The sequence below is a fragment of the Micromonospora sp. HUAS YX12 genome (genome assembly GCF_040215685.1).
Lineage (GTDB): Bacteria > Actinomycetota > Actinomycetes > Mycobacteriales > Micromonosporaceae > Micromonospora > Micromonospora tulbaghiae.
This window is the reverse complement of record NZ_CP157974.1, coordinates 4,614,449-4,629,600: the sequence shown is the minus strand read 5'-3', so window position 1 is coordinate 4,629,600 and position 15,152 is coordinate 4,614,449. Positions and strand designations below refer to the sequence as shown.

Annotated in this window: 16 protein-coding genes; 1 reads left to right on the top strand and 15 read right to left on the bottom strand. The window is 75.3% G+C overall.

Annotated elements, in window-relative coordinates; all coding sequences use genetic code 11:
* Positions 1–19: 19 nt before the first annotated feature.
* The 7 genes from ABIH81_RS22065 to ABIH81_RS22035 form a co-directional block, all read right to left on the bottom strand.
* Positions 20–1,282 (bottom strand): beta-ketoacyl-[acyl-carrier-protein] synthase family protein, encoded by a 1,263-nt coding sequence (locus ABIH81_RS22065; protein ID WP_349876794.1) that lies wholly within the window; start codon positions 1,280–1,282, stop codon positions 20–22.
* Complete coding sequence (locus ABIH81_RS22060) at positions 1,279–2,898, bottom strand: class I adenylate-forming enzyme family protein (RefSeq protein WP_349876793.1); 1,620 nt, start codon at positions 2,896–2,898, stop codon at positions 1,279–1,281. Before ABIH81_RS22060 ends, ABIH81_RS22065 begins: the two co-directional genes overlap by 4 nt.
* Positions 2,895–3,395 carry a beta-ketoacyl synthase chain length factor gene (locus tag ABIH81_RS22055; protein WP_349876792.1) on the bottom strand — a complete coding sequence of 167 codons (501 nt, stop codon included), beginning with the start codon at positions 3,393–3,395 and terminating at the stop codon, positions 2,895–2,897. Before ABIH81_RS22055 ends, ABIH81_RS22060 begins: the two co-directional genes overlap by 4 nt.
* A gap of 116 nt (positions 3,396–3,511) precedes the next feature.
* Positions 3,512–4,642, bottom strand: coding sequence for a beta-ketoacyl synthase N-terminal-like domain-containing protein (locus tag ABIH81_RS22050; protein WP_349876791.1), 1,131 nt, complete (start codon positions 4,640–4,642; stop codon positions 3,512–3,514).
* Positions 4,635–4,880, bottom strand: a complete 246-nt coding sequence (locus tag ABIH81_RS22045) for an acyl carrier protein (RefSeq protein ID WP_349876790.1) — start codon at positions 4,878–4,880, stop codon at positions 4,635–4,637. Before ABIH81_RS22045 ends, ABIH81_RS22050 begins: the two co-directional genes overlap by 8 nt.
* Positions 4,880–5,143 (bottom strand): acyl carrier protein, encoded by a 264-nt coding sequence (locus ABIH81_RS22040; protein ID WP_349876789.1) that lies wholly within the window; start codon positions 5,141–5,143, stop codon positions 4,880–4,882. The genes ABIH81_RS22045 and ABIH81_RS22040 overlap by 1 nt, the downstream gene beginning before the upstream one ends.
* Positions 5,144–5,323: 180 nt before the next feature.
* Entirely contained in the window at positions 5,324–6,688 is a 1,365-nt protein-coding gene (locus tag ABIH81_RS22035; protein ID WP_349876788.1) for a fatty acid--CoA ligase family protein, read from the bottom strand.
* A gap of 291 nt (positions 6,689–6,979) precedes the next feature.
* Here ABIH81_RS22035 and ABIH81_RS22030 point away from each other — a divergent pair, with 291 nt between their 5' ends.
* Entirely contained in the window at positions 6,980–7,417 is a 438-nt protein-coding gene (locus ABIH81_RS22030) for a GNAT family N-acetyltransferase (protein WP_349876787.1), read from the top strand.
* 10 nt (positions 7,418–7,427) lie between these two features.
* On the opposite strand, the gene ABIH81_RS22025 is transcribed toward ABIH81_RS22030, so the two are convergent.
* From ABIH81_RS22025 to ABIH81_RS21990, 8 genes are read right to left on the bottom strand one after another with little or no spacing between them, the layout of a single operon-like run.
* Positions 7,428–8,675 carry a beta-ketoacyl synthase N-terminal-like domain-containing protein gene (locus ABIH81_RS22025; RefSeq protein ID WP_349876786.1) on the bottom strand — a complete coding sequence of 416 codons (1,248 nt, stop codon included), beginning with the start codon at positions 8,673–8,675 and terminating at the stop codon, positions 7,428–7,430.
* Positions 8,672–9,943, bottom strand: a complete 1,272-nt coding sequence (locus ABIH81_RS22020; RefSeq protein ID WP_349876785.1) for a beta-ketoacyl-[acyl-carrier-protein] synthase family protein — start codon at positions 9,941–9,943, stop codon at positions 8,672–8,674. The genes ABIH81_RS22025 and ABIH81_RS22020 overlap by 4 nt, the downstream gene beginning before the upstream one ends.
* Entirely contained in the window at positions 9,940–10,350 is a 411-nt protein-coding gene (locus tag ABIH81_RS22015) for a cupin domain-containing protein (RefSeq protein ID WP_349876784.1), read from the bottom strand. The genes ABIH81_RS22020 and ABIH81_RS22015 overlap by 4 nt, the downstream gene beginning before the upstream one ends.
* Positions 10,347–11,054 carry an SRPBCC family protein gene (locus ABIH81_RS22010; protein WP_349876783.1) on the bottom strand — a complete coding sequence of 236 codons (708 nt, stop codon included), beginning with the start codon at positions 11,052–11,054 and terminating at the stop codon, positions 10,347–10,349. Before ABIH81_RS22010 ends, ABIH81_RS22015 begins: the two co-directional genes overlap by 4 nt.
* Positions 11,051–12,595 (bottom strand): acetyl-CoA carboxylase biotin carboxylase subunit, encoded by a 1,545-nt coding sequence (locus tag ABIH81_RS22005; RefSeq protein ID WP_349876782.1) that lies wholly within the window; start codon positions 12,593–12,595, stop codon positions 11,051–11,053. Before ABIH81_RS22005 ends, ABIH81_RS22010 begins: the two co-directional genes overlap by 4 nt.
* A complete protein-coding gene (gene accB / locus ABIH81_RS22000; protein ID WP_349876781.1) occupies positions 12,595–13,080 on the bottom strand; it encodes an acetyl-CoA carboxylase biotin carboxyl carrier protein in 486 nt (161 codons plus the stop codon). The genes ABIH81_RS22005 and accB overlap by 1 nt, the downstream gene beginning before the upstream one ends.
* Positions 13,080–14,804 carry an acetyl-CoA carboxylase carboxyltransferase subunit alpha gene (locus ABIH81_RS21995; protein ID WP_349876780.1) on the bottom strand — a complete coding sequence of 575 codons (1,725 nt, stop codon included), beginning with the start codon at positions 14,802–14,804 and terminating at the stop codon, positions 13,080–13,082. Before ABIH81_RS21995 ends, accB begins: the two co-directional genes overlap by 1 nt.
* Entirely contained in the window at positions 14,801–15,148 is a 348-nt protein-coding gene (locus ABIH81_RS21990; protein ID WP_349876779.1) for a TcmI family type II polyketide cyclase, read from the bottom strand. Before ABIH81_RS21990 ends, ABIH81_RS21995 begins: the two co-directional genes overlap by 4 nt.
* Positions 15,149–15,152 lie beyond the last annotated feature (4 nt).

The window sequence follows — 15,152 nt, the reverse complement described above, 5'->3', positions numbered from 1 at the left end:
GCCCGGGACTGGAGTCCGGTCAGCCGGCGTCCGGGGTGGCGGCCCGGCGGGCCGGCCCGGAGAGCCGGCGCAGGAGCAGACTGACGTTCTGGCCGCCGAACCCGAACGAGTTCGTCAGCGCGTGGCCGGCCCGGGTGGGCCGGGGCACGGCGCGGACGTGGTCCGCCTCGCACTCCGGGTCCGGGTCGTCCAGGTGGTAGGTGGGTGGCAGCAGGCCACTGTCGAGCGCCAGCGCGGTGGCGGCGGCCTCCAGCACCCCGGACGCGCCGAGCAGGTGCCCGGTGAGCGCCTTGGTGGAGCTGACCGGCACGCCGCCGGTACCGAACACCTCGGCCAGCGCGATCGTCTCGGCGACGTCACCGAGCTTGGTGCCGGTGCCGTGCGCGTTGACGTACCCGACGTCGGCAGGTCCGACCCCGCCGGCCGTCAGCGCCCGGCGCATGCACGCCGCCGCTCCGGCGCCGTCCGGCCGCGGCGCGGTCGGGTGGTACGCGTCGGTGTTCGCCCCGAAACCGGCGACCTCGGCGTAGCCGCGCACACCCCGGCCGTCGGCGTGCCCGGCGCGCTCCAGCACCAGCAGCGCCGCGCCCTCGGCCAGTACGAATCCGTTGCGCCGCTTGTCGAACGGGCGGCTCGCCTCGGTGGGTTCGTCCCAGCCCCGGGCCAGCGCCCGGGCGTTGCCGAACGTGTCGGCGAACGTGCCGAACAGCGGCGCCTCGCTCGCCCCGCACACCACCACGTCGGCTTCGCCCGCGCGGATGAGGCGTACCCCGTCGGCGACGGCCTGGGCGCCGGAGGCGCAGGCCGTGCCGACCGACGAGCTGTAGCCGCGGATGCCGTGCGCGATGGCGATCCGGGCCGAGGGCATGTTCGGCAGGATGCCGGTGAGCAGGTACGGGCTGACCGCAGCCCGGCCCCGGGCGGCCCGCGCGAGCACCTGGCCCTCCAGCGTGGACATGCCGCCCACGCCACCGACGATCACCGCGATGCGCTCCGGATCGACGTCGCGGCCCACCTCGATGCCGGCGTCGGCGAGCGCCTCGGCGGCGGTGATCAGGGCGAGCAGCACCACCCGGTCGAGCACCTTCGTCTCCGGTCCGGAGGCGACGCTGCGCGGGTCGATGTCCGGCAGCACCCCGGCCACCTCGAGGCTGCCCGCCGCCGGGTGCCCCTCGGGCGGGCGGCGCAGCCCGGACCGGCCGGTGAGCAGCGCGTCGAACGTGTCCGTCACGCCGCGCCCGGCCGGGGTGAACAGGCCCATGCCGGTGATGACGGCGGTCACGACGGCGCCTCGGTCAGGTAGCGCTCGCGCAGCGCCACCTTGCGCACCTTGCCGGTGACGGTGACCGGGATGTCGTCGGCGCGTACCGGGACGATCCGGCGTAGCGTGGCGGCCACGTCCGGGCCGAGCGCGGTACGGATGCGCTCGGTGCGGTCCGCGTCCGGGTCGGCGCCGGCGGCCGGCTCCAGCAGCACGTCCGTGGTGACCGTGCCGTCGTCCGCCTTGACGATCACCACGGTGCAGTCGGTCACGTCGGGGCAGGCGGCGAGGATGCGTTCCTCGGACAGCGCGGTGAAGAACCGTTTCCCGTCGCCGGCCTCGACCGAGTCGACCGCCCGGTCCAGGTGGTAGTAGCGGCCGTCGTCGTCGGCGTACACCAGGTCGCCGGTGAGGTACCAGCCGCGCAGCCGGAACCGGTACGTAATGACCGAGTCGTTCCAGTAGCCGCGGAACAGCGACGGCGAGTCGATGCCGAGCCAGCCGACCTGCCCGGGCGGCAGCTCGTTGCCGTCGGCGTCGAGCACGGCGACCCGGGTGAACCGGTACGGGCGGCCCACGCAGCGGCCGTACCGGTCGGTGCCGGTGGTGTGGGTGATGTGGAACATCGAGTGGCCCATCTCGCTGGAGCCGAGGCCGTCGATGAACACCGACCCGGGTACCCGGGTCACGCCGCCGCGGGTCACCACGTCCCGCGAGCCCACCGCGACCAGCCGCCGTACGTGCGGCTCGTGCGAGCAGTCGCCGGTGTTGAACCACAGCCGCACCGAGTCCAGGTCGTAGCCGGACAGGTCGAAGCGGGCCAGCTCGGCCCAGGTGACCGAGAATCCGAACACGCCGTCCGGGCGCCACCGCTGGATCGCGTCGAGCACCCGCTCGCCGCCCTGCTCGGAGAGCAGGAACATCTCCGCCCGGTTGCCCAGCGCCTGGTTGACCATGAGCACGGTGGCGGTGTGCGGGGCGGGCAGCGCGTTGAGGATGCGTGTGGTGCCCTGCGCCTGCGGCATGGACAGCAGGTGGCGGGTGGCGGCGAACAGGCTGGCGTGCGAGTGCAGCACCGCCTTCGGCACGCCGGTGGTGCCGGAGGTGTGGGTGATCACGATCGGGTCGTCCGGGTGGTGCCGGTAGTGCGCGGGTGCGGCGTCCGGGCCGCCGGTCCCGGCCTGCGCGGGCTCGCCGAGCATCGGCGCGCCCAGGTCGTGCCCGGCCAGCGCCTCGGCGTGCGCGGCGTCGGCGAGCACACCGGCGGCGCGCAGCCGGCGGATGTACTCGGCGGCGATCTCGGGGCGCAACCTGCCGTTCATCAGCGCCGGGATGGCGCCGAGGCGGGTCAGCGCCAGGAACGACAGCACCATGTCGGCTGCGGTGCCGGCCCAGACCGCGACCGGGTCACGTGGCTTCACCCCGCGCTCGTGCAGCCAGGCGGCCCGGGCGGCGACCATCCGGTCGAGCCGGCCCAGGGTCAGTGGGGTCTCGGCCGGGTGGCCGTCGACCTCGGTGTCGAACGTGAGCCCCGGGCCGTCCGGGTCGGCGCCGTGGGCCAGCACCCGGGCGAGCACGTTGCCCGCCCCCAGATCCGCGTCGGCCGCGAGCGCGCCGCGCAGTCCCTTCGTCCTCATTGACGTGTTCCCTCCCCCAGCAGCACCGCGGTCGCCTCGCCCGGCGTACCGTCCGGTGCCAGTTCGATCAGGATCAGCAACGCCTGTGCGGCGTCGCCGTCGTACAGCAGCAGGTCCGCCTCGGCCTCGCCCTCGGCCCGCGCGTCGCCGGCCGGGCTCAGGCACACCACCGGCCCGTCCAGTCCCCAGCGCGCCGCGACGTGCCCGGCCACGCTGTTCGGCACCGACTGGAAGAAGAACAGCGGCCCGATCCGCCCGCCCGCGGCCACCGTGGCGCGTACGTGCGCCGCACCGGCGGAGTCCCCGCCCGCGCTGACCAGCACCACAGCCGTCCGGTTGCCCGGCGGCAGCGGCCCGTCGGAGTACCGCCGCGCGAGGCACCGCTGCGCCACCGCCGCCACCAGCGGCGCGAACGGCGAGTGCACGAACCCCGCCACCCCCGCCGGCGCAGTACCGCCCTCCCCCGCCTCGGGCCACCGCGCCTCCGCGAGCACCACGACCCCGTTGCGCGATCTTGCGGTTGGTGCCCCGGGCGCGGGCGTTGTGCCCGGTTCGCCGGGGCCGTGAGTGCAAGATCGCGGGGGGCCGGGGTGGGGGGCGGGCGTGAGGGGGGTCATGAGGTGCTCACCAGGAGTGCGGTGTCGGCGCCGCCGAAGGCGGCGTTGAGGGTCAGCGCGTGTCCGGTACGGGCGGGGCGGGGGGCGTCGCGGATGACGTCCAGCGGGCACTGCGGGTCGGTGCCGAGCCACCCGGCGGTGACCGGCAGCTTGCCGTGCCGCAGGGCCAGCACGGTGACCAGCAGTTCCAGCAGCCCGGACGCCTCCAGCGCGTGCCCGTGCACCGACTTGGTGGAGCTGACCGGCAGCCGCCCGGCATCCTCGCCGAACACGCCGGTCAGCGCCGCCGCCTCGGAGGCGTCGCTGAACGGGGTGCCGGTGGCGTTGGCGTTGACGTAGCCGATCGCGTCCGGGGGCAGCCCGCCCCGGCGCAGCGCCGCCTGGACCGCGCGGGCCAGCCCGAGCCCGTCCGGGTGCGGCTGGCACGGGTGGTACGCGTCCCCCGCCCGGCCCCACCCGGCCACGCTCGCCAGCGTCTCGGCGCCCCGCCGGGCGGCCGCTCCCGCCGACTCCAGCACCACAGCGGCCACCCCGTCACCCAGCAGCAGGCCCTTGCGGCCGGCGCTGAACGGGCGTACCGCGCCGTCGGCGGCGAGCGCCCGGCCGGCGTCGAACAGCGCGTACTGGTCCGGTTCGACCAGGTAACCGGCCGCGACCACGACCCGCTCCAGGTCGCCCCGGCGGATCAGCGCCGCCGCGTCGGCGACCGCGCTGCTCGCCGACACGCAGGCGGTGGTGTAGATCCGGGTATGCCCGCGCAGGCCGCACCGCGCGGCCAGGTGACCGGCGAGCGCCGGCACCGTCGGCTCGTCCCACCCCGCCGGTACGGGCAGCGAGTACGGCCCGCCGTGGGTGGCCAGGAACAGCGCCGACTCGGCCCGCCCGGCCCGGTCCAGTCCGGCGGCCCGGGCGGCGGTGTCGATCGCGTCGGCCAGCTCGCCGGCGAGCGTGCCGACGTCCGGCAGGGTGGCCGCCACCGTCACCCGGCGGCCGGTGGTGTCGAAACGGCGCACCGGCGCGAACGCCGGGGTGCCGGTGAGCACCCCGGCCAGCAGCGCGTCGGCGCCCCTGCCGAGGGCGCTGAGCGCGTACGTGCCGGTGATCCGTACGGTCTCCCGCTCAGCCATCTGCGGGAGCGGTGAGAGAGCCACGGAGCACCGCGAGCGCGTCGTCGACGGTGCGGATGCCGGCGAGCTGGTCGTCGCTCAGGTCCAGCCGGCGGTCGTAGCGCTGCTCGACCATGTGCACCAGCCAGGCCAGCTCCATCGAGCCGAGCCGGTCCGGCACCTGGTCGGCGGGTCTCGCGGTCAGTTCGGCGAGCATGCTCACCAGGTCAGCTCGCCCCAGGTCGGGCTGACCGGACATCAGGACTTGTCGCTGTTCGCGGCCACCCGGTCGGCGACCATCGTGGTGAACTCGCCGACCGTCATCAGCGCCAGCTTCTCCGACTCGTCGTCGGCGAACTTCAGGCCGTAGCGGTCCTCGACGCGGACCGCGAGGTCGGCCAGGGCCAGCGACTCCAGGTCGACGCCGGAGGGGCCGAGCGTGGTCTCGTCGTCGAGCTCCTCCACGTCGTAGTTCATGTCGGCGAGCTGTTCGACGACGAAGGTGCGGACCTCGTCTCGCATGGGTTCAGACCTCTTCTCCGTGTACCGGCTGACGGTGCCCGGTCGGGACACCGTGTGCGTGTGAACCGGCCGGGTCGGGCGCGCGGGTGGCGCGTTGCCCGGCCGGTCCGGGGCGGGATTCGGGGTGGACCGGACGTCCGGCGGGCGTCCGGTGGGTGTGCGGCTCGTACAGGGGGCCGGTCACGACGCCGCGTCCCGCAGCGCCGGGACGGACCGGACCAGCTTTCCGGTGGTGGTGCGGGGCATCTGGTCGAGCAGGCGCAGCGTGCGGGGACGTTTGAACCCGGCCAGCCGCTCGGCGATCAGCTTGTCGAGCGTCTCCTCGGTCAGCGAGCCGTCGGTCTGGACGTACGCGGTGATGCCGTCGTCCCAGACCACCACCGCGGCGGTGACGCCGGGCAGTGCGGCGACCGTGGCCTCCACCTCGGTCAGGTCGACCTTCAGGCCGCCCACCGACACCTGCGAGTCCAGCCGGCCCTTGATGGTGACCAGACCGGTCTCCGGGTCGACCACGCCCGCGTCGCGGGTGTGCAGCCAGCCGTCGGCCCACCGGCTCGGGTCGGCCGGCCCGACGTACGGGTTGGCCGGGCAGCTCACCCACAGCTCGCCGTCGCGCTCGCGTACCTCGATGCCGGGGGCGGGCGCGATGGCGGGGCGGTGCCGCCCGTACAGGTCGGTGCCGATGACGCCGACCTCGGTCATCCCGTACATGTTGCCCAGCGGCACGCCGTAGCGGTCGGTGAACGCGTTCGCGACGGCGGCCGGCACCAGCTCGCCGCCGGTGGTCATGCGCTTGAGCTGGGGCAGCGGCCCGGCGGGTGTGGTGGAGGCGAGCAGCCCGATGTGGAACGGGACGCCGAGCACGGTGGCCGGGGTGTCCTGGGCGGCGACGGCGGCGAGGATCGCGTCGCCGCTGAGCCGCTCCGGCGGGCACAGCTCGACACCGGCGTGCAGCCCGTAGAGCAGGCCGCCGACCAGGCCGAGCACGTGCACCATGCTGGGCAGCAGGATGATCCGCTCGCCGGGCAGCGCGACACCGTCGATGCGGGTGTAGCGGTGCACCTCGGCGACGAGATCGGCGGCGGTGCGGCCGATCACCTTGGACGGTCCGGTGGAGCCGGAGCTGAGCTGGATCACCGCGTGCGGGCTGCCCGCCGGGCGGCCGGAGTACGCGCTGACCCCGGCGGTGACGTCGACGAAGATCCGCAGCGCGCCTGCGCCGGAGCGGACCGGGGCGACCACCACCTGCGGGCTGAGCCGGCGCAGCGCCTGGTCGACCTCGTGGTCGGTGAGCCGGTGGTCGAGCAGGATCGCCTGGGCGCCGGTACGCCAGGTGGCGAGCAGGTGGGCCACGTACGCCGGCGAGGGCGGCAGGCGCAGCGCGGCGGCGCCTCCGGCGCGCAGCCCGGCCTGGGCGAGCCGGTCCTGGGCCTCGCGGACGAGCCGGCGCAGCGTGCCCTTGTCGACCGGGTCGGGCAGGCGCAGGCAGACGTCGGTGTCGCGTCCGGTGAACAGGATGTCGTCCACCCAGTCCGCCGTCGTCAAGGCAGGATCCTCCGCCACGGGATGTGCAGTCACGACCAGCCACCGTTCCACTGAGGAACTGGGCGGATCCGCCCAGCGGGTACGTCGTTTCGGGGTATGGCGGAACCCTACGACGCCCCTCTTACGCATCGCCAGATGCAAATGGCTAGATCCAAAGCAGCGGCTGGGTGGATTGCTCAGGCTCGATCGGACAGGCAGGATCGGAGCCACGCCGGCAAGGTAGTCCGCCGGCCGCCGGATGCTGTGCGCGCGGGACTCCGCGCGGACGGCGGGGACGGCTACGCTCAGGGCATGTTCCGCGCGGCCCGGCCCGACGACTTCCCGCAGGTCATCCGCCTCTACCGGCAGCTGAACCCGGACGACCCGCACCTGAGCGACGGCTCCGACGAGCGGGCCTTCGCGCGGATCCTGGCCACCGAGGGGCTGCACCTGTTCGTGCTCGACCTGAACGGCGCGGTGGTCGCCACCACGTACCTCAACGTGATCCCCAACCTGAGCCGGTCGGCGTCGCCCTACGCGGTCATCGAGAACGTGGTGGTCGACGAGTCGCGGCGCGGCACCGGCCTCGGCAGGCAGATCATGGCCGGCACGCTCCGGGCCGCCTGGGACGCGGGCTGCTACAAGGCGATGCTCATGACCGGGTCGCGCTCACCCGCGACCCACGCCTTCTACCTGGCCTGCGGGTTCTCCGGCGACGCGAAGACCGCGTACCTGGCCCGGCCGTCGTAACCCGGCCCGGTCAGCGCTCGCCCGCCGGCGGGGGCGCGGCGCCGCGCAGCACCAGCGCGCTGTTGAACCCGTCGAAGCCGCGCGCGCCGACCAGCGCGATCCGGCTGCGCGGCGGGCGGGGCTGCCGCAGGAACGTCAGCTCGCAGCCGGGCGCGGGCTCGTCCGGGGCGGCCGAGGCGGGCAGCATCCCCCGGCGGAACGCCAGCAGCGCGGTGGCCGCGTCCAGCGCCGACCCGCCCTGGTGCGCCCGCCCGGTCAGTGGCTTCTGCGTGGTCACCGGCGGGGTCCGGTCGCCGAACACGGCACGCAGCGCCACCGCCTCGGCCCGGTCGTACGCGGGCACGCCGAGCGCGTCCGGCCAGATCACGTCCACGTCGTGCGGGCGCACCCCGGCGCGCTCCAGCGCGAGCCGCAGCGCGCGGGCGTAGTGGGCCGGGTCGGGGCCGGTGGCCGGGTCGGTGGGCGCGGCGTCGTGGGTGGCGGCCCAGCCGGTGATCTCCCCGTAGACGCGGGCGCCCCGGGCCAGCGCGTGGCCCAGTTCCTCCACCACGAAGACCGCGCCGCCCTCGGCCGGCACGTATCCGCTGGCCGCGACGTCGAACGGCCGGTACGCCCGCTCCGGGTCGGACACGTCGCTGAGCAGGCCGGAGCGGAGCTGGCAGGCGAGCGCGTACGGGCTCAGCGGGCACTCGGTCGCCCCGGCGATCACCACTGGGGTGCCCCGGCGGATGGTGCGCACCGCGTGCGCCAGGCTGTCCAGCCCGCCGGCCGACTCGGACACGGTCACCCCGGACGGGCCCTTGAACTGGTGGCGGATCGACAGCTGCCCCACGCTCGCGGCGTAGAACCAGGCGATCGACTGGTACGCCCCGACGGTGCGGCTCGGCCCGCCCCAGAGCCGTTGCAGCTCCCGCTGCCCGAACAGGTTGCCGCCGGAGGAGCTGGCGAGCGTGACCGCCCACTTGTACGGGTCGGGCGACACCTCGGGCAGCCCGGCGTCGGCGAGCGCCAGCTTGGTGGCGGCGAAGCCGAGGTGGGTCCACCTGTCGGTCTGCACCCGCTGCCGGGTGTCGCTGAACCCGGCCGGGTCGAAGCCGGCCACCTCCCCGGCCACCCGGGTCGGGTACCGCTCCGGGTCGAACAGCGTGATCGGCCCGGTGCGGCGGGTGCCGGCGAGCACGGTGTCCCAGTGCGCCTCGGCGCCGACGCCGCTGGGCGCGACCACGCCGATGCCCGTCACCACGGCCCGCGCGGTCATGCCGGCGTCACCGCCAGACGGCGGAACACCATCGCCGACTGGAAGCCGCCGAAGCCGCTGCCCACCGACAGCGCCACGTCCACCGGCACCTCCCGCGCCTCGTTCGGCACGTAGTCCAGGTCGCACTCCGGGTCGCGGGTGCTCCAGTTCGCCGTGGGCGGCACCACGCCGTACTCGATGGCGAGCGCGCAGGCGGCCATCTCGATCGAGCCGATGGCGCCCAGCGAGTGGCCGACCATCGACTTGATCGAGCTGATCGGCACCCGGTACGCCGTCTGACCCAGCGCCCGCTTGAACGCGGCCGTCTCGTGCCTGTCGTTCTGCCGGGTGCCGGAGCCGTGCGCGCTGACGTACGACACGGCCGACGGGGCGAGCCGGGCCTGCCGCAGCGCGTCGCTGATGGCCACCGCCATCTCCGCGCCGTCGGGGCGCAGCCCGGTCATGTGGAAGCCGTTGCTGCGGCCGGCGTACCCGGCGACCTCGCAGTAGACGTGCGCGCCCCGGCGGCGGGCGTGCTCGGCCTCCTCCAGCACCAGCACCGCCGCGCCCTCGGCGAGGACGAACCCGTGCCGGTCGGCGTCGAAGGGCCGGGAGGCGTGCTCCGGGTCGTCGTTGTCCGGGCTGGTCGCGCCGATGGCGTCGAACGAGGCGACGGTGACCGGGGAGATCGGCGAGTCGGCGGCGCCGGCCAGCACCACGTCGGCCTCGCCGTCGGAGACGAGCTGGTGGGCGTACCCGATGGCGTCGATGCCGGAGGTGCAGCCGGTGGAGACCACCTGCGCCGGGCCGTGCAGGCCGTGCCGGCAGGCCACGTCGGCGGCCAGGCTGCTGGGCACCAGCGCCTGGTAGAGGTACGGCCCGCCGAGCGCGTGGTCGACCAGCCAGTGCCGGCCGGAGTCGCTGACCCGCACGTACTCCTGCTCCAGCGCCATGGTCCCGCCGACGGCGGTGCCGAGCACCACCCCGGCGCGTTCCCGCTGCGCGTCGGTGAGGGTCAGGCCGCTGTCCGCGAGCGCCTCGGCGGAGCAGGCGAGCGCGAACTGCACGTACCGGTCGGCGCGCTGCCGTTCGGCGAGCGTGATCCCGGCGGCGTCCGGGTCGAAGTCGCACTCGGCGGCGATCTGTGAACGGAACGGCGACGGGTCGAAGAAGCTGATCCGCCGGGTCGCGGTGCGCCCCTCGGTGATCGTCTTCCAGAAGCGGTCCCGGGTGGCGCCGCCGGGTGCGACGACGCCGATGCCGGTGACCACTGTGCGCCGGCCGGTCACGACGGCTCCCGTGGCGGCGGTGCCGCGCTCTCGGTGTCGACGTGGCCGAGTTCCGGGCGCGGAGCCAGCGGTCCGAGGTGGAACACCACCTCGGCGGGCTCGTCGCCGGTGTTGCGCAGCCGGTGCCGGACGTCCTTGGGCACGTAGAGCCCCTCCCCGGCGGCGACCGGCACCGGCACGTCGTCCAGGTCGACGGTGATCGCGCCGCGGGCGACGTAGAGGAACTCCTCGCTGTACGGGTGGTAGTGCTCGGCGATCCGCTCCCCCGGCGCGAGCGTGGCCACCCCCATGAAGCCGGAGGTGCTGCCGACTGTCTTCGGGCCGAGCAGCACCCGCAGTTCCCCGCCGCGGCGGCGGTCGGCCGGTACGTCGTGGACGGAGACCCGGGCGGTGGTGGTGTCGGTCATCGCGCGCCTCCCGCGTGCGCCCGCTCGATCTTCTCCTTGATCACGGCGAGCTGGATCGTGCTGTTGGTGTTGATCCGGTTGGTCATGCCGGCGTTGTCGACCGGTGCGTCCGGCTTCATCGCGAAGTCCTGCGTCCAGGTCATCCGGGTGCCGCCGGGGATCTCGTCGTAGCGCCAGTGGATGCGCATGTACTCGAACGGGCCGGTCTCGACGCGCCGGGCGTGCACCTCGCGGGTGGCCGGGTCGGCGGTGCGCTCGCTGACCCAGCTCCACGACACGCCGTTCTCGTCGGGGTGCATGGTGAGCCGGAAGCGCACGGTGTCGCCGTCGCGGTGCAGGATCTCCGCCACCGCGTACTCGGTGAACAGCTCCGGCCACCGGGCCACGTCGTTGGTGATCTCCCAGACCAGCGGCAGCGGCGCGGCGATCTCGACGGCGTTCTCGGTGTGCCCGGGCGGGTCCGCCTTGCGGGCCACCAGATCGGCGACGCCGGCGATGCTGAGCTGCCCGGCCTGTTCGGGGATCTTCACCCGCCACCGGTCGGCCACCACCGCGGACAGTTCGAGCAGCGCCAGCGAGTCCATGCCCAGTTCCTCCAGGCTCGCGGCGGGCGCGCCGGCGGCGGCGTCCGGGTCCAGGCCGCAGTGCGTGACCAGGATGTCGGTGATCTCGCGGGCGAGCGGGCGGTCGGGGGCGACGGTCATCGGTTCCTCCAGGTGGTCGGGCCGGCGGCGGGCGCGGCGCTGACGGGGGTACGGCCGCCCGGCTCGGCGCGCGGATCGGGCACGACGGCCCGCGCCGGGGACGCCCCGGCCGCGCCGTCGGCGGGCGGGGCGCCGGTCGGCGGGGCCTCGCCGGACGGCGGGGTGTCGTCGGCGGGCGGGGCGTCGTCGGCGGGCGGGGTGAGCAGGCGTTCCACCAGGGCGGTGGTGTGCCGGGCGGCGCGGAACGCGGGGTCGCGCAGCACCCGCCGGGCGAACGGAATCGTGGTACGCACGCCGGGGCCGGCCACGTCGAACTCGGCCAGCGCCCGGTCGAGCCGGTCCAGCGCGGCGTCCCGGTCCGGCGCCCACACCGCCACCTTCGCCAGCAGCGAGTCGTAGTGCGGGCTGACCAGGTAGCCGACGTGGCCGTGGGTGTCGACCCGGGTGAACGGGCCGCCCGGCGGCCGGAACCGGTCCAGCCGGCCGGGCGCGGGCGCGAAGCCGCGGTCCGGATCCTCCACGTTGACCCGGCATTCGATCGCCACGCCGTCCAGCCGTACGTCGGACTGGCGCAGCCGCAGCGGGGTACCGAACGCCACGTGCAGCTGTTCCTGCACGAGGTCGATGCCGGTGACCATCTCGGTGACCGGGTGTTCCACCTGGATCCGGCAGTTGATCTCCAGGAAGTGGCAGCGCTCGGCCTCGTCGACCAGGAACTCCACGGTTCCCGCACCGGTGAAGCCGACCGACAGCGCGCCACGCAGCGCCACCTCGGCGACCGTGTCCAGGGTGGCCTGCCGCAGCGCGGGCGCGGGCGCCTCCTCGATCAGCTTCTGGTGCCGGCGCTGCACCGAGCAGTCCCGGGTGCCCAGGTGCACGCCGTTGCCGTGGCCGTCGCAGAGCACCTGCACCTCGACGTGACGCGCGTCGGCGAGGTACCGCTCGACGTACACCCGGTCGTCGCCGAACGCGACCTGCGCGGCGGCGCGGGTGCGGGCGTACGCGCGGGGCAGCTCGGCGGCCGAGCGCACCACTGTCATGCCGCGCCCGCCACCGCCCGCGGCGGCCTTCACGATGACCGGATAGCCCACCTCGGCGGCCACCTCCTGCGCCTCGCCGACGGTGGGCAGCGTCCGTACGCTGCCCGGCGGCAACGGCAGCCCGGCCCGGCTCATCAGCGCCCGCGCCGTCGACTTGTCCGCGAGCGCGGCCATCACCTGCGGCGGCGGGCCGACGAAGACCAGCCCGTTCCCGGCGCAGATCTCGGCGAAGTCGGCGTCCTCGGACAGGAATCCGTAACCGGGGTGGACCGCCTGCGCGCCGGTCTGCCGGGCCGCCTCCACGATCGCGGCCGCGTTGAGGTAGCTGCGGCGGCTGGCCGCCGGGCCGATCCGTACCGCCTCGTCGGCGAGCCGCACCGGCAGCGAGTCGGCGTCGGCGCTGGAGTGCACCACCACCGTACGCACGCCGAGTTCCCGGCAGGCGCGCAGCACCCGCAGCGCGATCTCGCCCCGGTTGGCGATCAGCACCTTGTCGAACATCAGGAGTCCTGTCCGGTGACCGGTTCCAGGGCGATCAGCGGCTGGTCGTACTCGACGGGCTTGCCTTCGTCGACCAGCACCTCGACCACCCGTCCGGCCTGGCCGGCGGTCACCTCGTTCATCAGCTTCATGGCCTCGACGATGCCGACCACCTGACCCGGGCGGACCAGGTCGCCGACCGCGACGAACGGCATCGCCCCGGGCTCGGGGGCGCGGTAGAACGTGCCGACCACGGGTGAGCGCACGGCCGGCCGGTCGGTCGCCGGCGCGGGACGCGCGGCGGGTTCGGCGGCCCGCGCGGGGAGCACCTCGGCCGGTTCGGCGGCGCGCTGCGCCGGGGCCGCCGGGTCGTGCCACTCGACCTCCAGCACCGACTCGCCGCTGCGCAGCCGCACCCGGCGTACCGGCCCGGCCAGGTCGGCCACGAGCTTGCGGGCCTGCCGGCGCAGCCCGTCCAGCACCTGCTCGGCCTCGGCGTCGGCCATCACGCCACCTCCGCCCGGCTACCCGCGGGTGCGGCCGCGGACGGGCCGGCAGCGGCCGAGCGGGCCGCGCCGAAGCGGCGGAAGCGCTGCCTGCGGCGGCGGACCAGGGTGGCCGGGGGCACGGTGAGCAGCGGGGCGAGGTTCGCCGCGACCGCCCGGCGCAGCAGCTCGGCCGCGCCGCCCGGGTCGGCGTGCGCGGCCGGGCGCGGCTCCGGCACCAGCTCGTCGACCACGCCGAGGCGGCACAGGTCGGCGCCGGTGAGCCGCAACGCACGGGCCGCCTGCGGGGCGGCCGAGCTGTCCGGCCAGAGGATCGCGGCGCAGCCCTCCGGGCTGATCACCGAGTAGACGGCGTGTTCCAGCATGAGCACCCGGTCGGCGACCGCGAGCGCGAGCGCGCCGCCGCTGCCGCCCTCCCCGGTGACCACCGCCACCACCGGCGTGGGCAGCACGGTGAGCGCGAGGATGTTCTCGGCGATCGCCGCCGCCTGACCCTGCTGCTCGGCGCTCACCCCCGGGTCCGCGCCGGGCGTGTCCACGAGCGTCACCACCGGCAGCCGCAGCCGCGCCGCGAGACGCATCAACCGCAGCGCCTTGCGGTGCCCGGCCGGGCTGGCCATGCCGAAGTTGCGGGTCACCAGCTCGGCGGTGGTGTGTCCCTTCTGGTGGCCGATCACCATCACCGGCCGGCCGTCGAGGCGGGCGATGCCGCCGACGACCGCCGGGCAGTCCGCGCCGAGCCGGTCGCCGTGCAGCTCCACGAACCCGTCGAACGCCGTCTCCAGATAGTCCAGTGTGGTCGGCCGGCCCGGGTGCCGCGCCGTGCGTACCGTCTCCCAGGGGTCGCGGTCCGGGCGCGCGGTCGCGGCCGGCGCGGTGGCCGCCGGGCGCGGGGCGGGCGGGGTCTCCGGCGCCCGGCGGCCCGCCTCGGCGGCGGCGAGCAGCGCGGCGAGCCGGCCCCGCAACGCGTGCCGGGGCACCACCATGTCGACCTGGCCGTGCCGCAGCAGGTACTCCGCGGTCTGGAAGCCCTCCGGCAGCGTGGCGCCGGTGACCTGGCGGATCACCCGGGGCCCGGCGAAGCCCAGCCGGGCGCCGCTCTCGGCGAGCACCAGGTCGGTGTTGGTGGCGAAGGAGGCGGCCACCCCGCCGTACGTGGGGTCGGTGACCACGCTGACCGTGAGCAGGCCCGCCTCCCGCATCCCCGCGAGGGCCTGGCTGACGGTGGCCATCTGCATCAGCGACAGCGCGCCCTCCTGCATCCGCGCGCCGCCGGACGCGGTCACCAGCACCAGCGGGACGCCGTCGGCCAGCGCCCGCTCGGCGGTCCGGGTGATCAGCTCACCGACCGCGCAGCCGAGGCTGCCGCCGAGGAAGCGGAAGTCCATCACCGCCAGCGCGACCGGGTGCCCGCCCAGCCGGGCGGTGCCGCAGAGCACCGCCTCGTCCAGGCCGGTCGCCGTGCGGGCCGCGCCGAGCCGGTGCGGGTACGGCAGCTCGTCGACGAACTCGATCGGGTCGACGCGTACCGCCCGGTCGGGCAGCGGGACGAACGAGTCCGGGTCGGCCAGCTGAGCCACCCGGTCCGGCGCGTCCAGCCGGGCGTGCGAGCCGCACTCCGGGCAGACGTCCAGGTTGCGGCGCAGCCGCTTGCGGTAGAGCAGCGACGCGCACCCGTCGCACCTCGACCAGAGCTGCTCGTCGCGCGGGGCGGTCGTGGTCACGGTCGCCGCCCGGCGATGTCGTGGGCCGGCGCGTCGTAGCGGTAGAAGCAGTGCGCCATCGCGTCGCGGGGCGAGCGCCAGGTCGGCAGGTACGGCGAGATGTACGGCCGCAGCCGCTCGCTGATCCGGACGAACTCCGGATGCCCGCGGTTGTCCTCCACCGCGCCCTGCGCCGGCGTCTCCGTCTCCAGCAGATGGACGTAGAGGTCGTGCAGCCGGTACAGCGAGCGGTGCCGGACTCCGACCAGGCCGGGCAGCTCGGTCGCGTCGGACTCGGCGAAGATCTCGGCCACCCGGTCCTCGGCCGTCGGCACCACCTTGGCGACGATGAGCGAACGGTCCATTCGC